This is a genomic window from Limnoglobus roseus, assembly GCF_008254045.1.
Classification (GTDB): Bacteria; Planctomycetota; Planctomycetia; order Gemmatales; family Gemmataceae; genus Limnoglobus; species Limnoglobus roseus.
Map to the genome: position 1 here is coordinate 8,620,090 of NZ_CP042425.1, position 18,526 is coordinate 8,638,615.

Annotated in this window: 25 protein-coding genes and 1 pseudogene; 19 read left to right on the top strand and 7 right to left on the bottom strand. The window is 70.5% G+C overall.

The features are described from left to right. Positions 1-10 precede the first annotated feature (10 nt). The gene (locus PX52LOC_RS36815; RefSeq protein ID WP_149114763.1) at positions 11-373 is read right to left on the bottom strand and encodes a hypothetical protein; all 363 of its coding nucleotides are present in this window, start codon (positions 371-373) and stop codon (positions 11-13) included. A gap of 116 nt (positions 374-489) precedes the next feature. Here PX52LOC_RS36815 and PX52LOC_RS43545 point away from each other — a divergent pair, with 116 nt between their 5' ends. Further along, entirely contained in the window at positions 490-618 is a 129-nt protein-coding gene (locus PX52LOC_RS43545; RefSeq protein ID WP_261345048.1) for a hypothetical protein, read from the top strand. A gap of 102 nt (positions 619-720) precedes the next feature. Here PX52LOC_RS43545 and PX52LOC_RS36820 read toward each other — a convergent pair whose 3' ends face one another. Beyond that, positions 721-1,611 carry an IS982 family transposase gene (locus PX52LOC_RS36820; RefSeq protein WP_149114764.1) on the bottom strand — a complete coding sequence of 297 codons (891 nt, stop codon included), beginning with the start codon at positions 1,609-1,611 and terminating at the stop codon, positions 721-723. A 165-nt stretch (positions 1,612-1,776) separates the two neighbouring features. On the opposite strand from PX52LOC_RS36820, the gene PX52LOC_RS36825 reads away from it, so the two are divergent. The 7 genes from PX52LOC_RS36825 to PX52LOC_RS36855 all read left to right on the top strand — a co-directional run bounded on the left by PX52LOC_RS36825 (position 1,777) and on the right by PX52LOC_RS36855 (position 8,107). Next, a complete protein-coding gene (locus PX52LOC_RS36825) occupies positions 1,777-1,983 on the top strand; it encodes a hypothetical protein (protein WP_149114765.1) in 207 nt (68 codons plus the stop codon). Positions 1,984-2,025: 42 nt separating this feature from the next. Beyond that, complete coding sequence (locus PX52LOC_RS36830; protein ID WP_149114766.1) at positions 2,026-2,535, top strand: DUF2924 domain-containing protein; 510 nt, start codon at positions 2,026-2,028, stop codon at positions 2,533-2,535. Continuing rightward, complete coding sequence (locus PX52LOC_RS36835; protein WP_149114767.1) at positions 2,532-4,115, top strand: recombinase family protein; 1,584 nt, start codon at positions 2,532-2,534, stop codon at positions 4,113-4,115. Before PX52LOC_RS36830 ends, PX52LOC_RS36835 begins: the two co-directional genes overlap by 4 nt. Further along, a complete protein-coding gene (locus PX52LOC_RS36840) occupies positions 4,112-4,534 on the top strand; it encodes a hypothetical protein (RefSeq protein ID WP_149114768.1) in 423 nt (140 codons plus the stop codon). The genes PX52LOC_RS36835 and PX52LOC_RS36840 overlap by 4 nt, the downstream gene beginning before the upstream one ends. A gap of 176 nt (positions 4,535-4,710) precedes the next feature. After that, positions 4,711-5,037, top strand: a complete 327-nt coding sequence (locus PX52LOC_RS36845) for an EF-hand domain-containing protein (RefSeq protein WP_149114769.1) — start codon at positions 4,711-4,713, stop codon at positions 5,035-5,037. A gap of 344 nt (positions 5,038-5,381) precedes the next feature. Further along, a complete protein-coding gene (locus PX52LOC_RS36850) occupies positions 5,382-6,869 on the top strand; it encodes a ParB N-terminal domain-containing protein (RefSeq protein WP_149114770.1) in 1,488 nt (495 codons plus the stop codon). Next, on the top strand, positions 6,866-8,107 hold the full coding sequence (locus tag PX52LOC_RS36855) for a bifunctional DNA primase/polymerase (RefSeq protein ID WP_149114771.1): 1,242 nt from the start codon (positions 6,866-6,868) through the stop codon (positions 8,105-8,107). The genes PX52LOC_RS36850 and PX52LOC_RS36855 overlap by 4 nt, the downstream gene beginning before the upstream one ends. Positions 8,108-8,588: 481 nt before the next feature. Here the strand turns inward: PX52LOC_RS36855 and PX52LOC_RS36860 are convergent, their stop codons facing one another. From PX52LOC_RS36860 to PX52LOC_RS36875, 5 genes and pseudogenes are all read right to left on the bottom strand, one after another. Next, the gene (locus PX52LOC_RS36860; RefSeq protein ID WP_168219432.1) at positions 8,589-9,506 is read right to left on the bottom strand and encodes a HEAT repeat domain-containing protein; all 918 of its coding nucleotides are present in this window, start codon (positions 9,504-9,506) and stop codon (positions 8,589-8,591) included. Further along, the gene (locus tag PX52LOC_RS41375) at positions 9,503-9,772 is read right to left on the bottom strand and encodes a hypothetical protein (protein ID WP_168219433.1); all 270 of its coding nucleotides are present in this window, start codon (positions 9,770-9,772) and stop codon (positions 9,503-9,505) included. The genes PX52LOC_RS36860 and PX52LOC_RS41375 overlap by 4 nt, the downstream gene beginning before the upstream one ends. After that, positions 9,772-10,695, bottom strand: a complete 924-nt coding sequence (locus tag PX52LOC_RS36865) for a DUF1559 domain-containing protein (RefSeq protein WP_168219434.1) — start codon at positions 10,693-10,695, stop codon at positions 9,772-9,774. The genes PX52LOC_RS41375 and PX52LOC_RS36865 overlap by 1 nt, the downstream gene beginning before the upstream one ends. An 81-nt stretch (positions 10,696-10,776) precedes the next feature. Beyond that, the gene (locus tag PX52LOC_RS36870; RefSeq protein ID WP_149114774.1) at positions 10,777-12,219 is read right to left on the bottom strand and encodes a heavy metal sensor histidine kinase; all 1,443 of its coding nucleotides are present in this window, start codon (positions 12,217-12,219) and stop codon (positions 10,777-10,779) included. Continuing rightward, a pseudogene (locus PX52LOC_RS36875) lies at positions 12,197-12,871 on the bottom strand (heavy metal response regulator transcription factor). Before PX52LOC_RS36875 ends, PX52LOC_RS36870 begins: the two are co-directional and overlap by 23 nt. A 565-nt stretch (positions 12,872-13,436) precedes the next feature. Here PX52LOC_RS36875 and PX52LOC_RS36880 point away from each other — a divergent pair. The 11 genes from PX52LOC_RS36880 to PX52LOC_RS36920 all read left to right on the top strand — a co-directional run bounded on the left by PX52LOC_RS36880 (position 13,437) and on the right by PX52LOC_RS36920 (position 18,513). Beyond that, the gene (locus PX52LOC_RS36880; RefSeq protein WP_149114775.1) at positions 13,437-14,645 is read left to right on the top strand and encodes a DNA modification methylase; all 1,209 of its coding nucleotides are present in this window, start codon (positions 13,437-13,439) and stop codon (positions 14,643-14,645) included. A gap of 70 nt (positions 14,646-14,715) precedes the next feature. Beyond that, a complete protein-coding gene (locus PX52LOC_RS36885) occupies positions 14,716-15,114 on the top strand; it encodes a hypothetical protein (protein ID WP_149114776.1) in 399 nt (132 codons plus the stop codon). Further along, positions 15,114-15,467, top strand: a complete 354-nt coding sequence (locus PX52LOC_RS36890; protein ID WP_149114777.1) for a hypothetical protein — start codon at positions 15,114-15,116, stop codon at positions 15,465-15,467. The genes PX52LOC_RS36885 and PX52LOC_RS36890 overlap by 1 nt, the downstream gene beginning before the upstream one ends. Further along, entirely contained in the window at positions 15,464-15,697 is a 234-nt protein-coding gene (locus PX52LOC_RS36895) for a hypothetical protein (RefSeq protein WP_149114778.1), read from the top strand. Before PX52LOC_RS36890 ends, PX52LOC_RS36895 begins: the two co-directional genes overlap by 4 nt. Positions 15,698-15,707: 10 nt before the next feature. Next, positions 15,708-16,097, top strand: coding sequence for a hypothetical protein (locus PX52LOC_RS36900; RefSeq protein WP_149114779.1), 390 nt, complete (start codon positions 15,708-15,710; stop codon positions 16,095-16,097). After that, a complete protein-coding gene (locus tag PX52LOC_RS36905) occupies positions 16,094-16,327 on the top strand; it encodes a hypothetical protein (RefSeq protein WP_149114780.1) in 234 nt (77 codons plus the stop codon). The genes PX52LOC_RS36900 and PX52LOC_RS36905 overlap by 4 nt, the downstream gene beginning before the upstream one ends. A 356-nt stretch (positions 16,328-16,683) precedes the next feature. Next, on the top strand, positions 16,684-17,136 hold the full coding sequence (locus tag PX52LOC_RS36910; protein ID WP_149114781.1) for a response regulator: 453 nt from the start codon (positions 16,684-16,686) through the stop codon (positions 17,134-17,136). Next, complete coding sequence (locus PX52LOC_RS44285) at positions 17,136-17,249, top strand: hypothetical protein (RefSeq protein ID WP_390637591.1); 114 nt, start codon at positions 17,136-17,138, stop codon at positions 17,247-17,249. The genes PX52LOC_RS36910 and PX52LOC_RS44285 overlap by 1 nt, the downstream gene beginning before the upstream one ends. Beyond that, complete coding sequence (locus PX52LOC_RS41380) at positions 17,246-17,416, top strand: hypothetical protein (protein WP_168219435.1); 171 nt, start codon at positions 17,246-17,248, stop codon at positions 17,414-17,416. Before PX52LOC_RS44285 ends, PX52LOC_RS41380 begins: the two co-directional genes overlap by 4 nt. Before the next feature lie 194 nt (positions 17,417-17,610). Further along, positions 17,611-17,916, top strand: a complete 306-nt coding sequence (locus tag PX52LOC_RS36915) for a hypothetical protein (RefSeq protein ID WP_149114782.1) — start codon at positions 17,611-17,613, stop codon at positions 17,914-17,916. A gap of 309 nt (positions 17,917-18,225) precedes the next feature. Continuing rightward, on the top strand, positions 18,226-18,513 hold the full coding sequence (locus PX52LOC_RS36920; RefSeq protein ID WP_149114783.1) for a hypothetical protein: 288 nt from the start codon (positions 18,226-18,228) through the stop codon (positions 18,511-18,513). Positions 18,514-18,526 lie beyond the last annotated feature (13 nt).

Genomic DNA, 18,526 nt, shown 5'->3' on the forward strand with positions numbered 1-18,526 from the left:
GGTGCTTTGTTCACAACCCTTCTCCCAACTCTTCCGCTGTGAAAGCCCGAAAGCCTCCAGTGCAGATAAACCCTCGGTGTTGACATACAGCCGAGAGCAGGTCCCACAGGTCGGACGCCGACTCGCGGGGAATCAGTTGCTCATCCTCAGAGGCACACAGCCCGAAGCGGAACGCCCAAGAAACACAGGCATTGTTCACCTCCGCAGACGCCGGTTTGTAGCTGCCTCCGACGCCGAGCCGGTGCGCCCCGGCCCAGTGAATCGCCTCGTCCAAGAGCCTGTCGGCCTCGGACTGATGAACGAGCCTCTCTGATGAAACATTGAACTCGAAGCACCACTCATCCCGCTCTTCCTCCGCCCGGTCGCTCGTCATCGCTTCTCCATTTGGCGGGAGCCATTTAGCACCGCGAGGTCGACCCCGACTGCCGCTGCCTGGCCTGCTCCGGTTGGCCGGCGACCGCGCACATCGACAGCGACGACTACCTGTGCATGTGCGACGCCTGCCAGGTGGCGTTCGACCCACCGGCCTTCCGCCAGTTGCTGCGGGTGGCCGAGTCGCGGAACGAGATACTGGGGTGGAGTTGCAAGCCGTCGGCCCCGCCGGGCGTGGCGCCGTGAGCGTTAGGGTACAGGCCAGCCGAGGGATGATTCCGGCATTCTGGACACTTTGCCGCACCACTTCGCCCGCGTTCTGCGAAGTAAATAACGCGGTGTGCGAGTTTAGTCGGTGACGAGGCCGTCGAAATCGAGCGGCGGTCGTCCGGCGGTGACGTTCAGCCAGACCGCGATCGTGTGGCCCAAGACCTTGCGGATCACCCGGTGGCTCAGATGCCACACGTCCCGCGCCCACGTCCGCTCGATGTGGAAGCGTCCGGCCAGTTGGCCGAACGCCGTCTCGATGATCCACCGGAACCGGCTGATCCGCCGCGACCGCCTCGGGCCCGGATCCTTCGACTTCGAGCGGAACGGGGCGACGAGTTTCACCCCTTGCTCGGCGAGTCGGGCGCCGGCCTTCGGGGACCAGTAGTTGCGGTCGCCCACGACGGCCGACCCGGGCGGCGGGCCGAGTGGATCGACCATCGCTTGGTCGGACACGTTGGCGGGAGCCAAGTCGAAGGCGACGAGGATGCCCGTCGGGGTGGCCCGGGCGTGGAACCGGAACCCGTACATGGTGTTCCGGCGGGTGTGGTCGTAGCCGAAGGCCGCGTCGCCGGCGAACCGGCGGCAGGACTTGGCCCGGCCGAAGGCACACGCGGGGACGGGCAGGCTGTCCACGATGAACACGCGATCCCAGACCGCCAACCGCTCGGCCAAGTGGGCGTGGAGTTGCTTCTTCACGGCGAACAGGTTGGCGGCCTGGCGGGCGAAGGTGGTGCGGTGGACGCCGGCGAGGGCCGGGAACTCGGCCGCGTGGTACCGGCGGAAGTGGGCGAACAACCCTTTGTCGTGGTCGAGACCGAGGAACTCGCCGACGAGCTCGATGGTGATGACTTCGGGGTCCGTCATGGCCGTGTGCCGTGGCCCGCGGGACCGGAGCGGGGTGCGAACGAGTTGGCGGTACAGGTCATCGACCAAGACGAAGACGTGGAGTAGAAAGTCGTTGAGGGTCACGGCGGGTCCTCCGGCGGCGTGGGAGTGTGGTAACCCCACGATACCGACCCCGCCGCGGCCCCACCAAACTTGCACACCGCGTTAAATAGGTAGGGGGGCCGTTCGCACCCCGTCAGCTCGCCGGCCGCGCCGCGGAGGTTGCTGGAACACTCACTGGAGGTTCCCGTGCGACCCGACCTCGACCCCGCCCATTTTTCCCCGGACGATCGCTTCCGCGAACTCGCCGCCATCCTCGCCCGCGGCCTGATCCGCCTCCGCGACAAAGTCGCCCTCACGCCCCGCCACACTTCTGCCCCGCAGATACTCCCGAAATCGAGCGATTCTTCCGTTGCAGTTCATCCCGACACGTGGCTCACTGTCCACACCGGTTAACGGACCGGAGACGACCCCCATTCCCGCAACGAAGGAGACCCCATGGACCCATACCCGACGATCGCGCAACAACTGGCCGCCCTGCCCCGGCTCACGGTGAAGGACCTGCAGCGGCGGTACGCCGAGGCGTTCGGCGACGAGACGGCCGCGCGGAACAAGGCGTGGCTCGTCAAGCGGATCGCCTGGAAGCTCCAGGCCAACGCCCACGGCGGGCTGACCGACCGCGCCCGCCAACGCGCGGCCGAGTTGGCCGCCGGGGCCGAACTCCGCACGACCATCCCGGCGAAGCGAGCGACGCCCGCGCCGGTCGCCGCCCCGGCCGAGCCCGAGGCCGCAACGCTCCCCTTCCCGGCGGACCGCCGACTACCCCCGCCGGGGTCCGTCCTCACCCGCGCGTACAAGGGCCAGACCCTCCAGGTGCGGGTGCTGACGCACGGGTTCGAGCACGCCGGCCTCGTCTACCCGTCCCTCTCCGCCGTCGCCAAGGCCGTGACCGGCAGCCACTGCAACGGGTACCTGTTATTCCGACTCACGAACGGCGGTGACGCATGACGAAGCGAGCCAAGGCCGCCGCCGACACCCGGCCCGTGGTCCGGTGCGCGATCTACACGCGGAAGTCGAGCGAGGAAGGGCTCGAGCAGGAGTTCAACTCGCTGGACGCCCAGCGGGAGGCCGGCGAGGCGTACGTCCGCAGCCAGGCCGGCGAGGGGTGGACGTGCCTCGCGGAGAGGTACGACGACGGCGGGTTCACCGGCGGCAACACCGACCGCCCCGGCCTCCGCCGCCTCCTCCACGACATCGCCGCCGGCCGCGTCCACTGCGTCGTCGTGTACAAGGTCGACCGCCTGTCCCGGTCCCTCCTCGACTTCGCCGAGATGATGCGGACGTTCGAACAGCATCAGGTCGGGTTCGTGTCCGTCACCCAGCAGTTCAACACGGCCAGCTCCATGGGCCGGCTAGTCCTGAACGTGCTGCTGAGTTTCGCGCAGTTCGAGCGGGAGATCGTCTCCGAACGCACCCGCGACAAGATCGCGGCCACCCGGCGGAAGGGCAAGTGGGCCGGCGGGTGGCCCGTCCTCGGGTACGACGTCGACCCGGCCGGGTTCAAACTCCGCGTCAACGACGCCGAGGCCGACCGCGTGCGGGCCGTCTACGGGCTCTACCTCGACCGCGGGTCCCTCCTCCCCGTCGTCGAGGAACTCGCGTCGCGGGGGTGGGCCAACAAGCGGTGGGAACTCCGCAAGGGCGGGTTCAAGGGCGGCGGCCCGTTCACCCGCACGTCCCTGTACGGCCTGCTCACCAACCCCGTGTACGTCGGCAAGGTCCGGTACAAGGACGAGGTCCACGCCGGCGAGCACGCCGCGATCGTCGACCCGGCCGTGTGGCAGCGGGTCCAGGCCCACCTGGCCGGGAACGGGCGGGGCGGCGGGTTCAGTCGCGGCGGCCCCGCCGCGTTGCTCAAGGGCGTTCTGCGGTGCACGGCGTGCGACGCCGCCATGTCCCCGACGAGCACGACCAAGGGGGCCAAGAGCTACCGGTACTACACGTGCACGGCGGCCGCGAAGAAGGGGTGGAAGACGTGCCCGGCCAAGTCCGTCCCCGCCCACCAGATCGAGCAGGTGCTGCTCCGGCAGGTGCGGGCGATCGGCACGGACGCGCGGCTGCGGGCCGAGGTCCTCGCGCAAGCCCGCCAGCAGGACGAGGCGCGGACGGCGGAACTCGCGAAGGAGCAGAAGGCCCTGGAGTTCGATCTGAAGGGGTGGCACGGGGAACTCCGGCACCTGTCCGGGTTGCTCCGCCCCGGCGACGGGAACGAGCCGGTCATCCGCCGCCTGGCCGAACTCCAGGAGCGGATCGCGGCCGTCGAGGGCCGGGGCCGGGCCGTCCGCGACCAACTCGCCGCCGTCGGCCGGAACCTGATCGCCGACGACGAGGCGGCGACCGCCCTGTCCGTGTTCGACCCCGTCTGGGAGGCGCTCAACCCGCGGGAGCAGGCCCGGGTGGTGAACCTGCTGGTGGAGACGGTCGGGTACGACGGTTCGCGGGGGAAGGTGACCATCCGGTTCCGGCCGGCCGGCGTGCGGACGCTCGCCCGGGAACTGGCCGACAAACGCGAGGGGATGCGGGCATGAGCGAGAACGGCGTGTTGACCGTGGTGTGCGACGTGCACGTCGACCGGCGGGGGCGGGGGGCGAGAAAGGAAGTGCGGCCGGGCCCGGACCCGAGGCGGACCCAGCCGCCGGGTCGGGTGCCGCGGGTCGCGCGGTGGATGGCCCTGGCGATCCGGTGCGACGAACTCCTCCGCGACGGCGTGGTCGACCGGTACGCCGACCTCGCGGAACTGGGCCAGGTGAGCCGGCCGCGGGTGACGCAGATCATGAACCTGTTGGGCCTCGCCCCGGACATCCAAGAGGAGTTATTGCACCTGCCGCGGACGACGGCCGGTCGCGACCCGATCCTGCTCAGCGACCTGCAGCCGATCGCCGCGACCCTCGACTGGGGGCGGCAGCGGAAATTGTGGCGGGCGTTGCGTTGCCGGCACGGCGGGTGACCGGGGAGCACGCGGACGCCGGTCCCGCCGTCGGCGCGGCGCGTGGCCGGGGGGGCCGCCCCCGGTGCCGCGTCCGGTTCGGGCACGGGGCGTCCGCCGGGGCGGGGCCGTTCGGGGCGGGGGTATGATCAGGTCGTGGGCCGCATCAGGTCGCGGCCGGCGGGGAGGGTGGCGTGATGGTGGCGAGCGACAAGGCGGGTCTGTCCGCGCCGCGGCGGGCCCTGGTGGAATTGGTCCAGGAGCGGAACTTCGGCCGCGTCGAGCACCTCCCGGTCCGCGGCGGGGAGCCGGTCCTCGACCCGCCGCCGCGGGTCGTCCGGGAGGTCAAGCTGGGCGGGGAGAACGACCCCCGGCCGGAGCGGGCGTTGGCGAACTTCCGGCTGAAGCGGCAGTGGGTCGAGCTGTTCGAGTTGTTCGACGCGGTCGGGGACGGCACGGTCGACGTGCTCGAGTTCAAGAACGGTTTGCCGTTCAAGGCCCTCGTCGCCGACCCCGCCCGCTGACGGGTCCCGCCGACAGCGGGAAAGTCTCGCCTGGGCCGGCCGGCCGCGGCCCGCCGCTCGGACGGCCGCGGGCCGTGTTCGGCCGGGCGTCCCAAGTCGGGCGACGAATAGAGTGTGCCGCAGGCGCCCGCCGGCGGCGCCCCACACCTCCCCGCGCGGCACCCCTCTGTTTCCGCACCCGCATCGCACACACCTCGGTCCGGTTGCGACCGCGGGCCCGCGGCGATAATATCGGCCCGAAAATTTTGATGGACATATTTACACTTGCGCCGTAGCCTGTGAGCGGACTTGAACATTTTTCCACCCCACGCGCCCGGCCGGGCCGGGTCAACACCGGTGACGCCATGACCGACGAAGACGACGAAGTCGATGCGAACGATGAATGCGACGAGGGCGAAGAATCGGACGACGACGGGGGCGGGCCGGCGGCCGCGATCGTGCACTCGCTGGCCGTCGAGTGGGCCGCCCTCGAGGGCCTGACCCCGGCGGCCGTCAACGACCGGCTGTACCGGCCGGTCCGGGACGACGACCCGGGCGTCGTCGCCTTGGCCGAAGCGATGGGCCGGGACGGCGGCGTGCTCGAGCCCATCGTCGTCACTCTCGACCGGGTGGTCCTGTCCGGCCACCGCCGGCGGGCGGCCGCCCGCCTGGCCGGGTTCGACCCGGTGCCCGTCCGCGTGTACCCCATCTGGTCCGCCGACCCGGCCTTCGTCCGCCTACTCCGCACGTTCAACCAGCAGCGGGTGAAGACGTTCGACGAGCAGATCCGGGAGGCCGTCATCGACGCCGACCCGCACACCACCGCCCTCGAGGTCGAGGCGTACGAGGCCGAGCGGGACGCCACCTACCGCCGCCGCGTGGCCGCGGCCGACATCGCCCCCATCGCCGTGACCGCGGCCCGCCGGCGGAACGACATCTCGGCGGCCAAGCGGCCGATGCTCGACGCCGTCATCCGGGTGGTCCAGGAGAACCGGGAGTACTGGCCGCTGTCCAACCGCCAGGTGCACTACCGGCTGCTCAACGACCCGCCGCTCAAGCACGCCCGCAAGCCGGGCAGCCGGTATCGCAACGACCTGGCGTCGTACAAGGACCTGTGCGACGTGCTGACCCGGGCCCGGCTGGCCGGGGTGGTGCCGTTCGACGCCATCTCGGACACCACCCGGCCGAGCACCCAGTGGCGGAGCTGGGGCCACGCCCAGGCGTTCGTCCGGGAGGCGACGGCGAAGCTCCTGAGCGGGTACGCCCGGGACCCCCTTCAGTCCCAGCCGGCGTACGTCGAGGTGCTGGTCGAGAAGCTGACGGCCGAGACGCCGGTCGAGCGGGCGGCCGCCCCGTACCTGGTGCCGTACTGCGTCGGCCGCGGGTACCCGTCGCTGGACGCCCGGTACCAGCTGGCCGAGCGGTTCCGGGCGTCCGGCAAGCGGCGGTTCGTGCTGCTGGTGCTCAGCGACTTCGACCCGGAGGGGGAGAACATCGCGGAGACGCTGTGCGCGTCCCTGCGGGACGAGTTCGACGTGCCCGACATCACCCCGTTCAAGGTGGCCCTGACGGAGGACCAGGTCGGGCGATTCGGCCTGGTGCCGAGCATGGAGGTGAAGCGGTCGTCGAGCCGGGCCAAGGGTTTCGTCGGCAAGCACGGCAGCCAGGTGTACGAGCTGGAGGCCCTGCCGCCGGCCCGGCTGCAGCAGCTGGTGACGGACGCCATCGAGTCGGTGCTCGACCTCGGGGCGTACCGCCGGGAGCGGGCGGAGGAGGCCCGCGAACTCCAGGAGTTGGTGGCCCGCCGGCGGGTGCTGCTCGACGCCGTCGGCGGCCTGGGGGGCGGGGCGTGACGGCGGCCCTGACGACCAGGGACTACTTGCAGGCCGCCCTGTGGTACCGGTCGTGGGGGTGGGCGTGCCTGCCGGTGTCGCACGCCGTCGCGGACAAGCGGCCGACGGTCCGGTGGAAGGCCCTCCAGCGGCGGAAGCCGACGGACCGGGAGCTCGGCCGCCTGTTCGCCGTCCGGCCGGACCGGGTGACCGGGCTGGCGGTGCTGCTCGGGCGGGCGTCCGGCGGGCCGCCGGCCGGGTGCCTGGCGTGCCGGGACTTCGACGCGGCGGCGGCGTACTTCCGGTGGGCGAGCCTCCGGCCGCGGCTGGCCGCCGCCCTGCCCACGGTCCGGACGCGGCGGGGGTTCCACGTGTACTGCTACCTGCCGGCCGAGGTGTTCGTCGACTTCGGGCCGGGGGACGGGGACCTGCGGTGCGTCGCGACGCGGTACGCCGTGCTCCCGCCGTCGGCCCACCCGTCGGGCGTGCGGTACGCCTGGGTGCGGGGCGACCCGGCCCGCCCGGACTTCCCGCTCCTGACCGTCGAGGCGACCGGTTTCCTGGCCGACCGGGCGGACAAGGCGCGGTCGCCCGGTCGGCCGCGCACAGCCCTCACACCTGCGGCCCAACCCGCCCGGAAGGCGGATAAAGACAAAGATCTCTTGTGTCCGCCCCGGGGCGTTTCGGACGCGGCCGGCGGGTCGCCCGGACCGGACGCGCGGTGGGCGTCGCTGCCGGCCGCGGAACGGGAGGCGGTCCTCAAGACGCTGCCGCGGCGGGCCGGAGAACGGCACCGCCGCTTGTTCGAGCTCGCCCGCCGGCTGGCCGACGTGCGGCCGGGCGTCCCGGCGGGCCACTGGGCTGGCGTCGTGCGGGCGTGGTGGCGGCGGGCGGAGCCGGTCGTCCGGACGAAGGACTGGGCGGTGACGTGGGCGGACTTCCGGGCCGCGTGGGGGCGGGTTCGCACGCCGGCGAGCCGGTCCCCGCCGGCGGTCGCGTTGGCGGCGGCCCGTGGGGCGGACGTGCCCCCGCGGGACCGACTCCGACTGGCTTGCCGTTCGCTGGCCGGCCTGACGGGCGGGACGTTCTACCTGTCGGCCCGTGGGGCGGCGGCGGCGACCGGGCTGGGAAAGACGCGGGCGGCCGAACTCTTGGCCGGACTCGTGGCGGCCGGCGAACTGATCGTCCGCGTGCCGGGCCGGCGGTCGGCGTCCGCCCGGCTGGCCACCCGGTACGCCCTCGGGCCGCTCGGCGACTGAAGGGCCTCGAATCCCGAACATATGTCCGGGATTCGGGCAGCCGCGGGTCGCACGCCGAAAACCCGATCATGTCCGGGTTTCAGGTGAGGCGCCGGAAGCGAACAGCCGGGGGGCTCACGCGGGAGAACCCGATCATGTCCGGGTTCTCCCGCCGGCCTTGATTTCGCAGCCGACTGGCCCGGTCGTTTGCGCGAAAGAGCGGTCGCCGTGAACACCACGAGCGGCGACCGTGGCCTCCGCTAGCCGGCATTCGTCGGCCGCCCGGCCCGCACGATTTCACGGGTCCTTCCTGGCGACTTTCAGTGTTGCCCCCACGCGGAAAGGCCAAAGACTTAGACAGACTTGCTTTGTGTCGGCAACGGTCGAGTCGGAGGATGCCGCAGGGCCACGAGAGGAGGGTGTGGGTGACCCGTTCAAGCCGTGGGGTGTCGGCCGAGAGTGCCCTCGCACCGATTCGTCGCCCGGTGATTCGTAGCAGCCGTCAGGGTGCCGGTTCGCGGTTGATTTGGGCGAGGGCATCGAGGGCCAGTTGACGCAATGTGGGTTCCCCGTCGCCCCAGTCGCGGGTGATTTGTTCGAGGGCTTCGGCCGCCTCGCTCCGAACCTTCGGGTGTGGATCCTTGAGGGCGGCGATCAACCCCGGAACGGCCGACTTCGCGAACGCCGACAGCGATCCCAGCGTTTCGGCCGCCTCCACCCGCACATCCGCCTCCGGGTCTCGGAGGGCGTCGACGAGGGCCGGGACGGCGACGGCGGCGGTGGGGCCGAACGCGGCCAGCGATTCCGCCGCGTCGCGCCGGACCTGGGCGGCGGGGTCTTTCAACGCGCGGCTCAGTGCGGCAACGCCGTCGGCGGATTGTAGCTTCGGATGGCCCAAGGCTTTGACTGCGGCGAGCCGCCCGTCGGTGTCCCCCGACGCCAAGATGCCGGCCAGCGTGGTCGTCGCCGCAGAATTTTCGTCGACGACGTTCGGCAGTGCCTGGATCGCGGCTTTCCGGACGTCCGGTTCGGGGTCGTTCGTGGCACGATTGAGGATGGACGCCAGCGCAATTTTCGCCGGTGGGCCGAGTTGCCCGAGGGTGAACAGCGCGAATTTCCGCACCCGCGGATCGGGGTGCTCGACCCCGCGGGCGCACGCGGGGATCGCCGCCGGCCCGAGTCGAACCAGTGCCGAGGACGCCACCGCACGGACCCGCTCGTCCGAATCCGACAGCATCCCAACCAGCCGCCCGCTCGCCCCGACGCCTTCCCAGACGTCCGCAACAGCGATGCGGACCGAAGGGCTGATGGCGTAGGCTTCCACGGCGATCAACCCGGCCCCCAATAGCGCGACCGTGAGCAACGCCACGCGACGGCGGAGCGGGCGTTTCTTCGGCGTGGCTCGTCCCGCGTCCGTCACTGCACTTCCTCGACCGTCCCGTCCGGCTTGACGTCGATCTCCCGCACCTTGCCGCCCTTCTCCTTGCCGCGGAGTTCGTAACTGCCGTTCGCCTCCCGGTACGCCGCGTCGAACGCCACGCCGGGCAACTTCTCCTTCGCCACCTTCAGGATGTCCGGCGGCACGTCCTTCAATTCCATGGCCGTCTTGGCGGCCTTCTTTTCGCCGCACCCCGCCACGACAACGGCCATCAGGCCGGCGAAGACGGCGATCACGATCGTGCGCACTAATAATCCCCCGCGTTAATGGCCTCGCCCGTCGCACGGGTCGAGAGAGCTTTGTAAGTCGCGTAGGTGGTGGACCGGCTGAGGTACGCGACGTGGCCGTCCGCGAACACGAAGTTCCCGCCGCCGGTGTGCCGGGCGGCGTAGTGGTTGATCTCCTTCGGATTGGCCGGGCCGTCATACGTTTCCCCGGTGTGCGCCAGCACGAAATTCGAGGCGTTCTCGGTCTGCACGGGGAGCGGCGAGCCGGGCGTCGGGGCGAGGTTCGCCCCGGTGACGGCACCGACCCACGTGGCTTCCGCGTAGTAGAACGACCGCTCGCCCACCATCAGCGTGCTGCTCGTCCCGTCCGTGACGTCCGCGATCCGCACGGCGCTGTTCCGGTAAAACACGCCGTCCCCGTCCACCCCGGGCTCGTTGACGCCGAAGTTCCCGATGTAGTTCGCCGGGGCGACCGTGCAGGTCGTGCTCGTCAGTTGTGCGGACGCCGACCGGGGGCCGACCGGGATTGCCTGCTGCGGCGGGGCGTCGTACGGGCACAGGAACGACTTCACGATCACGACGCGGGCCGAGGCGTTCGCCGCCGCCTCGATGGGCTGTTTGAGGTCGATCTGCCGGTACAGGTTGTCCTGCTCCATCTGGGGTAGGACGTGCGCCGCCCACCCCCAGCCGGGGCCGGTGTCGTTGCCGGCCGCGTCGAAGGCCGAGACGTACCCGGGCGGGAACTTCTGGTTGGCGTCGTGGTAGTTCTGAAGGGCGAGGCCGACCTGCTTCAGGTTGTTGACGCACTGCGACCGGGCGGCCGCTTCGCGGACCTTCTGGACGGCCGGCAACAGCAGCCCGATCAGGATGGCAATGATGGCGATCACGACCAGCAGTTCGATCAGGGTGAAGCCGCGTCGCGACCGGGGTCGTGTCGTATTCATGGTGGGAGTTTTACCACGCCGAACTGACCGCAACATGACGGCGAGATGACGATTTCGTCATCTTCCCTGCTTTCGAGCAGGTCAGACCGCGTCGAGCGGGAACGTCATCGCGACGCGGGTTCCCCGACCGGCCTCGCTGTCAGCCGAAACCGAGCCGCCGTGGAGGTCGGTGATGCTTTTGACGATCGACAGGCCGAGGCCGACGTTCCGCCCCTCGGAGGAGCGGGCAGGGTCGGCCCGGTAGAATCGGTCGAAGACGTGCGGCAGGTCGGCCGCGGGGATGCCCGACCCCGAGTCGGTCACGGCCACCGTGCCCGACCCACCGGCGGTGGCCGCGGACAGGGTGATTTCGCCGCCCGCCGGGGTGTGGCGGATCGCGTTCTCGACCAAGTTGCACACCGCCCGCTGGAAGAGCGGCCGGTTCACGACGACCTGGACCGGTCCGCTCACGGCGACAACCAACGTCACGCCCTTCTCGCCCGCCATGCCCTCGTAGAACTCGCACACCGTCTGCAACTCTCCGCCGACCTCAACCCGGTCTTTGGAGACTTGCGTCCCGGGGTTCTCCGCCCGCGCCAGGAACAGCAGGTTGTCGATCAACCGGGCCAGCCGACCGCATTCTTCGAGGTTCGAGGCGAGGAGATCCCGGTACTGGTCCGGGGTGCGGGGTTGGCCGAGGGCCACCTCGACCTCGCCCCGCAGGTTGTTCACCGGCGTGCGGAGTTCGTGCGCGATGTCCGCCGAGAACCGGGCCAGCCGGGTGAACGACCGCTCCAGCCGATCGAGCATCCGGTTGAACGTGTCGGCCAAGTCGAGCAGGTCGGCGGGCAGCCCGTCCGCCGTGATCCGCTCGCCGAAATTGGTCGGGCCGATGCGGCGGGCCGTGTCCGCGACGAGCCGCACGGGCCGCAGCCCCCGGCGGGCGATCTGGTGGCCGACGGCGACGCACACGGCCAGCCCGGCGGCGAGGACGAGCCACAGGTTTCGGCGGTACTCGGCCAGCAGCGCGGCCTCATCGCCGTGGTCCATCGCCCCCTGGACGACGTACTCCGACCCGCCCGGCCGCCCGTCGCCCACGCGGATCGCCATGACCCGAAATGGCGTCCCGGTCGCGGACCGTAAATTGCTCCCCGCCCGGAAGTCGGCAGTCGGGGGCGGGAAACCAGACGGGTCGAGGAGCTTCGCCATACCCGGCGTCTCGACCAGCGTCCGCCCGCCGGCGTCGATCAGTCGGACGTAGACCTGCGTGTGCTGGCGGCTCTGGAACTCCTGCTCCGCTTCCTGGCGGACGGCCTCCAAGTCACCGGGCCGCTCGGCCAGCACGTCCCCGACGACGCGGACCTGGTCGGCGATCAGGTTGTCGTCCTGGCGGTCCAGGCTGCGGGCCAGCACCCAATACAGGAAGCCGACGGCAGCGGCCACGAGGAGGAAGGCGGACCCGGCGTACCACGCCGTCAGACGGGCGGCGAGGGGCCACGCCGGTCGCGGTTCGGGGCGGGCGTCAGGGCCGTTCTTCGAGGACATACCCGACCCCCCGGACGGTGTGGATCAGCTTCGCGTCGAACGGGTCGTCCACCTTCGCCCGCAGGCGGCGGACGTGAACGTCCACCACGTTCGTGTCCGAGTCGAAGTTCACGTCCCACACTTGTTCGGAGATGAGGGTGCGGGACAGCACCTACCCGGCGCGGCGGGCCAGCAGCGAGAGCAGGGCGAACTCCTTCGGGGTCAAGTCGATCCGGACGCCGGCCCGGCTCGCCCGGTGTCGGACGAGGTCGATCTCGACGTCCGCGACCGTAATCACGTCGGACGGCCGGGCCGGGCTGCGGCGGAGCAGCGTCCGGACGCGGGCGAGCAGTTCGGCGAACGCGAACGGCTTGACGAGGTAGTCGTCGGCCCCGAGTTCCAGCCCCTTCACCCGGTCGTCCACGGCGTCCCGCGCGGTCAAGAACAGGACGGGTGTGTTCCGGTCGGCCTGGCGGACGGCGGCGACGACCGCCCACCCGTCCAGGCCCGGGAGCATGACGTCGAGGATCACGACGTCGTACCGGCCCGCGCGGGCCATGTACAGACCGTCGTCCCCCCGGCGGGCAACGTCGGCTACGAACCCGTTCTCCTCCAGCCCCTTGCGGAGGAACGACGCGGTCTTCTCCTCGTCCTCGATGATGAGCGCCCTCACCGCCGCCCTCCCCACGCCCCGCCCGGTGCTTCGCTCGCGTGGCCGCCGGGCAACCGCAGTCGGGCGGGACGGGCGACTAAGGCCGGGAGCGGGGACGAAGGGTAACATACAAGGGCCCGAGTTGGCCAATGGCCCGACCGTGAGCGAGCGTCGCCAGGGCGGGGTTGGTCACGGGGCGATTCGCGCAGGGGGGGCGGGCCGCACGCGGCGTGCCCGGAAGAACCCGAGTTCATCCTCGCGAGGATGCCGGGGACCGGTGCCCCTGAACGCGGCTCCGGGTCCGAACGCCACGGCGATTCGTCCGTCCGCCTGTCACGAGCCCGCCGCGCTTTCGGGTGCAAGGCGCTCGCGGAACGGTCGAGCAATTTGCCCAACGTTCTCGATTTTTCTGCTTCGACCTACCGCCGACGTGTCCGCCGGTTGTGCGGTACGCGGGCGTGGGGTATAATCTTCCCAGCAGCTCGCGGTGTTGTCCTCGTGCGAGGGCGATGACCGCGGGCCGGCGGGCCAGACCCCGGCAGCACGGCCGGGCCGAACGAACGCTCCGTTCCTTCGAGGCCCGCACATGCTCGTCGAACTCCGCGACATCTCCTCCATCACCCCCTACGCCGACAACCCCCGGATCAACGACCCCGCCGTCGACGCCGTCGCCGAGTCCCTCGCCGCCTTCGGCTGGCGGCAGCCATTGGTCGTCGACGCGGCCAGCGTCATCGTCGTCGGCCACACCCGGTACAAGGCCGCCCTCAAGCTCGGCCTGACCGTCGTGCCCGTGCACGTCGCCACCGACCTCACCCCGGCCCAGGCCAAGGCGTACCGCCTGGCCGACAACCGCACCGCCGCCATCGCCACGTGGGACGACGGCAAGCTCGTCGCCGAACTCCTCGCCCTCCAAGGCACGGACGTCGACCTCGCGTCCATCGGGTTCACGGCCGACGAGTTGGCCGACCTGCTCAAGGCCGACGAGCCGACCGTCCTCGGCGACCCGGACGCCGTCCCCGACCCGCCGGCCGACCCCGTCACCCGCCCGGGCGACGTGTGGCTCCTCGGCCGCCACCGCCTCCTGTGCGGCGACGCCACCAAACCCGCCGACCTGGCGAAGGTCCTCGACGGTGCCCCGGCCGACCTGCTCCTGACCGACCCGCCGTACAACGTCGCCTACGAGGGCAAGACGGCCGACAAGCTCACCATCGCCAACGACGCCATGGCCGGCGGCGACTACCGCCGGTTCCTCGCCCGCGCCCTGGCCGCGGCCAAGGGCGTCCTCCGCCCGGGGGCGGCGTTCTACCTGTGGCACGCCGACCTCGAGGGCCTGAACGTGCGGGCCGCCTGCGGGGACGCCGGCCTCCGCGTCCGCCAGTGCCTCGTCTGGGTCAAGTCGGCGTTCGCCCTCGGCCGGTTCGACTACCACTGGAAGCACGAGCCGTGCCTGTACGGGTGGGACGACGGGGCCGCCCACACGTGGCTGTCCGACCGCGCCCAGACGACGGTGCTGGAATTCGACCGCCCGGCCAAGAACGACGTCCACCCCACCATGAAGCCCGTCGGCCTGTTCGCCTACCTGATCGGCAACTCGTGCCCGCCGGGCGGGGTGGTGCTCGACCCGTTCGCCGGGTCGGGGACCACCCTCGTGGCCGCGGAACACACGGGACGAACGGCCGCCCTCGTCGAACTCGACCCGCGGTACTGCGACGTCATCGTCAAACGGTACGAGGACCTCACGGGCGGAACGGCCGAACGAATACCGGCCGGGGACACCGTTCTCGCGGCGGTGTGACTCGCCCCCGCCCCGAAAAACCGACCACAACCGACCACAACCGACTCTTTCCCCCTCGGAGGCCCCCGTGGTGACCACTCCCCGCCGGGCGACGGCCGACGACACGCTCCTGCTCGCCCTCGCCTGCGGGGCCACCCAGGAGGCCGCCGCCACCAAGGCCGGACTCGGAGTGACGACCGTCCGCCGCCGCCTCCAGGACCCCGACTTCGTCCGCCGCCTCCGGGCCGTCCAGGCCGACATCGTCGCCCGCACGGCCGGGGCGTTGACGGCCGCCGCGACCGAGTCGGTGCGGACGCTGCTCGACCTGCAGAAGCCGGGGAGCCCGCCGGCCACGCGGCTGGGGACGGCGAGGGCCGTGCTCGAACTCGGCCTGAAGGTCCGCGAGGTGGTCGAGCTCGAGGCCCGGATCGCGTCGCTCGAAGAGCAGATGGACGCCGACTTCGCCCCGGCCGCCGGCGGGGGCATGTGATGCGCACCCGGTCCCCGGTCCGGCGGTTGGAGCGGCGGCTATCGGCGTACATCGACGCCACACAACCGCCGTTGAGCGACCCGGAGTGGCTAGCCGTGTTCAGGGACGCCGTCGCGCGAGGGTGGGAACGCCGCGTACCCGGATTCGCGGCCGCCGTGGCCGCGTACCGAGCCGCGGCCGAGGCGGCGGCCCGCGTCGCGCCGGAGGTCGATCCGCCGACGGGATTCGCCCTGAGGCACCCGCGGCGGGTGCCCGTCCTGTTCACGGGGCGGCTCGACCCGCGGTTCCCGGCCGTGTGGGCGGCGTTCGCGCGGGCGTGCGAACTGTACCTGCGGGCGGAGGGCGTCCGATGAGGCTCCGCGGGCGACTCGACCAACTGACAAACCGGGTTCGATCGACCCGCCCCGACGCCCCGCCGCTGACCGTCTTCCTGATCGAGGCGACCGTGGATCGGCCCGTCGGCACGCAGTCGGTGTGGGGCGGGATCGCCCGTGAGATCTGCTACGACCCGACGGCCGGCCCACCGGTGTTGCCCCCGAGTGGGCCGCACAAGATCGTCTTCGGGCCCGAGTTCGACGTGTGAGGCATAGGCAATGTCACAATGGAACCGGGTCCGGCGGATCGAGGACGGCGTGCGGGCGGCACACCCGACCGCGGCTCCGCCCGGCCTCGTGTTCGTCCTCGAGGCGACGGCCGATCGGCCACCCGGCCGGTGGGTCCGCGCGGACGGGGCGACGGTGGTGTTGGTCTACGACCCGGCCGGGCCGGAACCGGACCTCCGGTTCCCCGGGAACCCGCTCGCCCTCGGCGGGATCGACCCGTTCGCTTGCGAACCGAACGCGGCCCGCGACCTGCGGTTCGTGCCGACAGAACCACTCAGGATTGGCGACGCGCGAGCGGGCCGGCTCAAGCCGTCAAGCGCCAAGGCATCCGCCCGGCGAACTGGGCAACGGCGATTCGGGGATGGCGAGGGCAAGGGATGAGGATCCGGTCCCGACTCGACCGACTGACGAACCGGCGTCGGGCAACCCGCCCGGGCGCCCCGCCGCTCGTCATTTTCCTGATCGAGGCGACCGTGGGTCAACCCGTCGGCACGCGGGTGGTGTGGGACGGGCGGGCGCGGGAGGTCACGTTCGACCCGGCCGCCGGCCCGCCGCCCTTGCCCCCGGGCGGGCCGCACAAGCTCATCGCCGGCCCGGCCTTCGACGTGTGAGGGGCGACCATGTCCGGACCGCTGCGGCGGGTGAAGAGGGTCGAGGCAGCCCAGCAGGGCGGCCGGCAGGCGGCAGGTGAAACTCTCGCGATCGTGCCTTTAGCGGCTACTTATTCCCTTCAAGTCCACTTCCACACCGACACGCTTAACGATGATCTGCGACACATGCTCGGCCAGCCGATCCGATCACGATCATCGTGAATCACATTAGCCCTCAAGTGCACCCGACGGCGTTCATTGATTGACTCGCCGCCGGTTTCCTGACACGGATTGCAACAATCGATGACGGGCCGTGTTCGCCCTCGCGGCTTACCCTGAAACACAGCCGGCCTGAGTGCGTTCGGAGCTGCCTTGAGATGACCACACCCTTGCCACGTCGCCTCAAAGTCCTGGTCGCCGACCCTTCGCGGGATGGGGCCGACAGCTTGGCCGATCTCACCCGCCTGTACGGGTGTCGCGCAACGACGGCATACACCACGAGCGAGACCGTTGTACTCCTGCACACACGCCGGTTCGACATCGCCTTCATCGACCCCGCATTGCTAGGGGTGTCGATGGGCCAGGTGATCGGCCACGCGCTTGCTCCGTCCCGTGAAGTGCGGCCGTTCGTCATCGCCGTGTCCGAATGCCCGTCGGAAGAGTGGTGCGGCGAGGGCTTGTCGGCCGGGGTTAATCTGTACCTGACCAAGCCTCTGCCGCCGGGCCTCATCGGCGGGCTGCTCCGCCGGTTGCAGCCCTTCATCTACGCAATGGAATTGCCAGCCGACCTCGCCCTCATCGTCGGCCATACCCAAAAGGTCTCGTCATGATGGCGCTGAGCGTGTCCAACCTGCCGAGCAATACGACGGTGGCCGACTTGTCGGAAGTGTTTCGGCCGTTCGGCCGTGTTGCCTGGGCCGCCGTGGGCGACCACAGGCCATGACCCGTAGCCCGCCGGGGGCCAGGTTCGTGGATCTGGCCCCCGGCGGGGCCTCCGCGGTGGCCGCTCTCGACGGGGCGACGTACCGTGGGGCCGCATTGATCGTGCGGGACCTCTGGGAGGCCGTAACAATCAACGGCGAGGCGCCGGGACGATGGCCGGACACGTGACCGAGTAGGTCGGCCCGCCACAATCCACAGGCGTTCCACTCGTCACGAGTACCCTTGGCGGTCGCTGCGAGTGAAATCGAATGACAGGTCACGATATATTTTAATTTTTGTCAAACGGTTATCGTATAATGGTTGCCCAATCGCGACCGGCGGACGAGAGCCGGCGAAGTGGCGTCATCAACTGGAATTACGCCATGACGAACAACACGGCCCTTACGCGACAGCAGGTGGCCATGACCACGACCGATTCGTCCGACACGGACTTGCAGCAGATGAGCGACGATGGCTACCCCCACAGCCCTGACCCGACGCGGGCGTTCGGAGCAGGAGACTCCGCTTCCACGCCCGTGGCCGCCGAACGTCGTCGGGACGACGGGTACGATCCGGGCATGGGTGCCGGCGACGAGTGGGGCGGGTTCCTTTACCACCTGCCGAGCGGCGCGGAGCGGTCCGGGGCCGAAGGCCCCGGACTCCCGATTCCCCGACAGCCTTCCACGTAAACCACCTTCGCCCCGGAGGAATCGATGTTCCCGCTCATGCTCGTGACGCTGTTGGCGTCTGCGAATCCGCCGTCGATCGTCTACGTCGACGACATGCTACGGCCGGTGCCGGCCGAGTTCATCATGCCCCCGCCGCGAGAAGGCCGAGGTCCGTGCCATCGCGAGGGTGCTCATCGCCGGCCGGCCCCAACGCATCGCCATGACGGAACCCAGGTCGAATGACGCCGCCGGTAGTGAATTCCCGGGGCCAGAGTTTGGACACGCTTCTAATCATACTGACCACGCCTCCTCCTCACGATCGGACTAGTCATGCCAAAGAACAAGTTACCTCGCCTGACGCTGGTCGACGCCGAGGCATCGCAATCCCTCATCGGCCCCGTCGAGTCACTCCGGAATCAGATCCTCGTGACGATGGGTCGGCCGAGAGACCTCATCCGCATCGACGTCATCAACCTGTGGCCGAACACGTACCGGGCCAACGTCATCGTCGGCCCGTCGCTCGACCGGGCGCGTTTCGCCCACAGCTACTTCGTGACAACGACCGACGGCGGCAAAGTGGTGACTTCGACGCCGGGTCTCAACTGCGTTTATTCCTGATCGTGTTCGTTGG

What these genes read in the sequence shown, in the direction of transcription:
- PX52LOC_RS36865 (WP_168219434.1), bottom strand. Translation starts at nt 10,695, where the DNA reads ATGAATACGACACGACCCCGGTCGCGACGCGGCTTCACCCTGATCGAA.
- PX52LOC_RS36870 (WP_149114774.1), bottom strand. Translation starts at nt 12,219, where the DNA reads ATGTCCTCGAAGAACGGCCCTGACGCCCGCCCCGAACCGCGACCGGCG.
- PX52LOC_RS36845 (WP_149114769.1), top strand. Translation starts at nt 4,711, where the DNA reads ATGGTGGCGAGCGACAAGGCGGGTCTGTCCGCGCCGCGGCGGGCCCTG.
- PX52LOC_RS36880 (WP_149114775.1), top strand. Translation starts at nt 13,437, where the DNA reads ATGCTCGTCGAACTCCGCGACATCTCCTCCATCACCCCCTACGCCGAC.
- PX52LOC_RS36895 (WP_149114778.1), top strand. Translation starts at nt 15,464, where the DNA reads ATGAGGCTCCGCGGGCGACTCGACCAACTGACAAACCGGGTTCGATCG.
- PX52LOC_RS36830 (WP_149114766.1), top strand. Translation starts at nt 2,026, where the DNA reads ATGGACCCATACCCGACGATCGCGCAACAACTGGCCGCCCTGCCCCGG.
- PX52LOC_RS44285 (WP_390637591.1), top strand. Translation starts at nt 17,136, where the DNA reads ATGGCGCTGAGCGTGTCCAACCTGCCGAGCAATACGACGGTGGCCGAC.
- PX52LOC_RS36835 (WP_149114767.1), top strand. Translation starts at nt 2,532, where the DNA reads ATGACGAAGCGAGCCAAGGCCGCCGCCGACACCCGGCCCGTGGTCCGG.
- PX52LOC_RS36840 (WP_149114768.1), top strand. Translation starts at nt 4,112, where the DNA reads ATGAGCGAGAACGGCGTGTTGACCGTGGTGTGCGACGTGCACGTCGAC.
- PX52LOC_RS36915 (WP_149114782.1), top strand. Translation starts at nt 17,611, where the DNA reads ATGACGAACAACACGGCCCTTACGCGACAGCAGGTGGCCATGACCACG.
- PX52LOC_RS36890 (WP_149114777.1), top strand. Translation starts at nt 15,114, where the DNA reads ATGCGCACCCGGTCCCCGGTCCGGCGGTTGGAGCGGCGGCTATCGGCG.
- PX52LOC_RS36850 (WP_149114770.1), top strand. Translation starts at nt 5,382, where the DNA reads ATGACCGACGAAGACGACGAAGTCGATGCGAACGATGAATGCGACGAG.
- PX52LOC_RS41380 (WP_168219435.1), top strand. Translation starts at nt 17,246, where the DNA reads ATGACCCGTAGCCCGCCGGGGGCCAGGTTCGTGGATCTGGCCCCCGGC.
- PX52LOC_RS36910 (WP_149114781.1), top strand. Translation starts at nt 16,684, where the DNA reads ATGACCACACCCTTGCCACGTCGCCTCAAAGTCCTGGTCGCCGACCCT.
- PX52LOC_RS36900 (WP_149114779.1), top strand. Translation starts at nt 15,708, where the DNA reads ATGTCACAATGGAACCGGGTCCGGCGGATCGAGGACGGCGTGCGGGCG.
- PX52LOC_RS36920 (WP_149114783.1), top strand. Translation starts at nt 18,226, where the DNA reads ATGCCAAAGAACAAGTTACCTCGCCTGACGCTGGTCGACGCCGAGGCA.
- PX52LOC_RS43545 (WP_261345048.1), top strand. Translation starts at nt 490, where the DNA reads ATGTGCGACGCCTGCCAGGTGGCGTTCGACCCACCGGCCTTCCGCCAG.
- PX52LOC_RS36815 (WP_149114763.1), bottom strand. Translation starts at nt 373, where the DNA reads ATGACGAGCGACCGGGCGGAGGAAGAGCGGGATGAGTGGTGCTTCGAG.
- PX52LOC_RS36905 (WP_149114780.1), top strand. Translation starts at nt 16,094, where the DNA reads ATGAGGATCCGGTCCCGACTCGACCGACTGACGAACCGGCGTCGGGCA.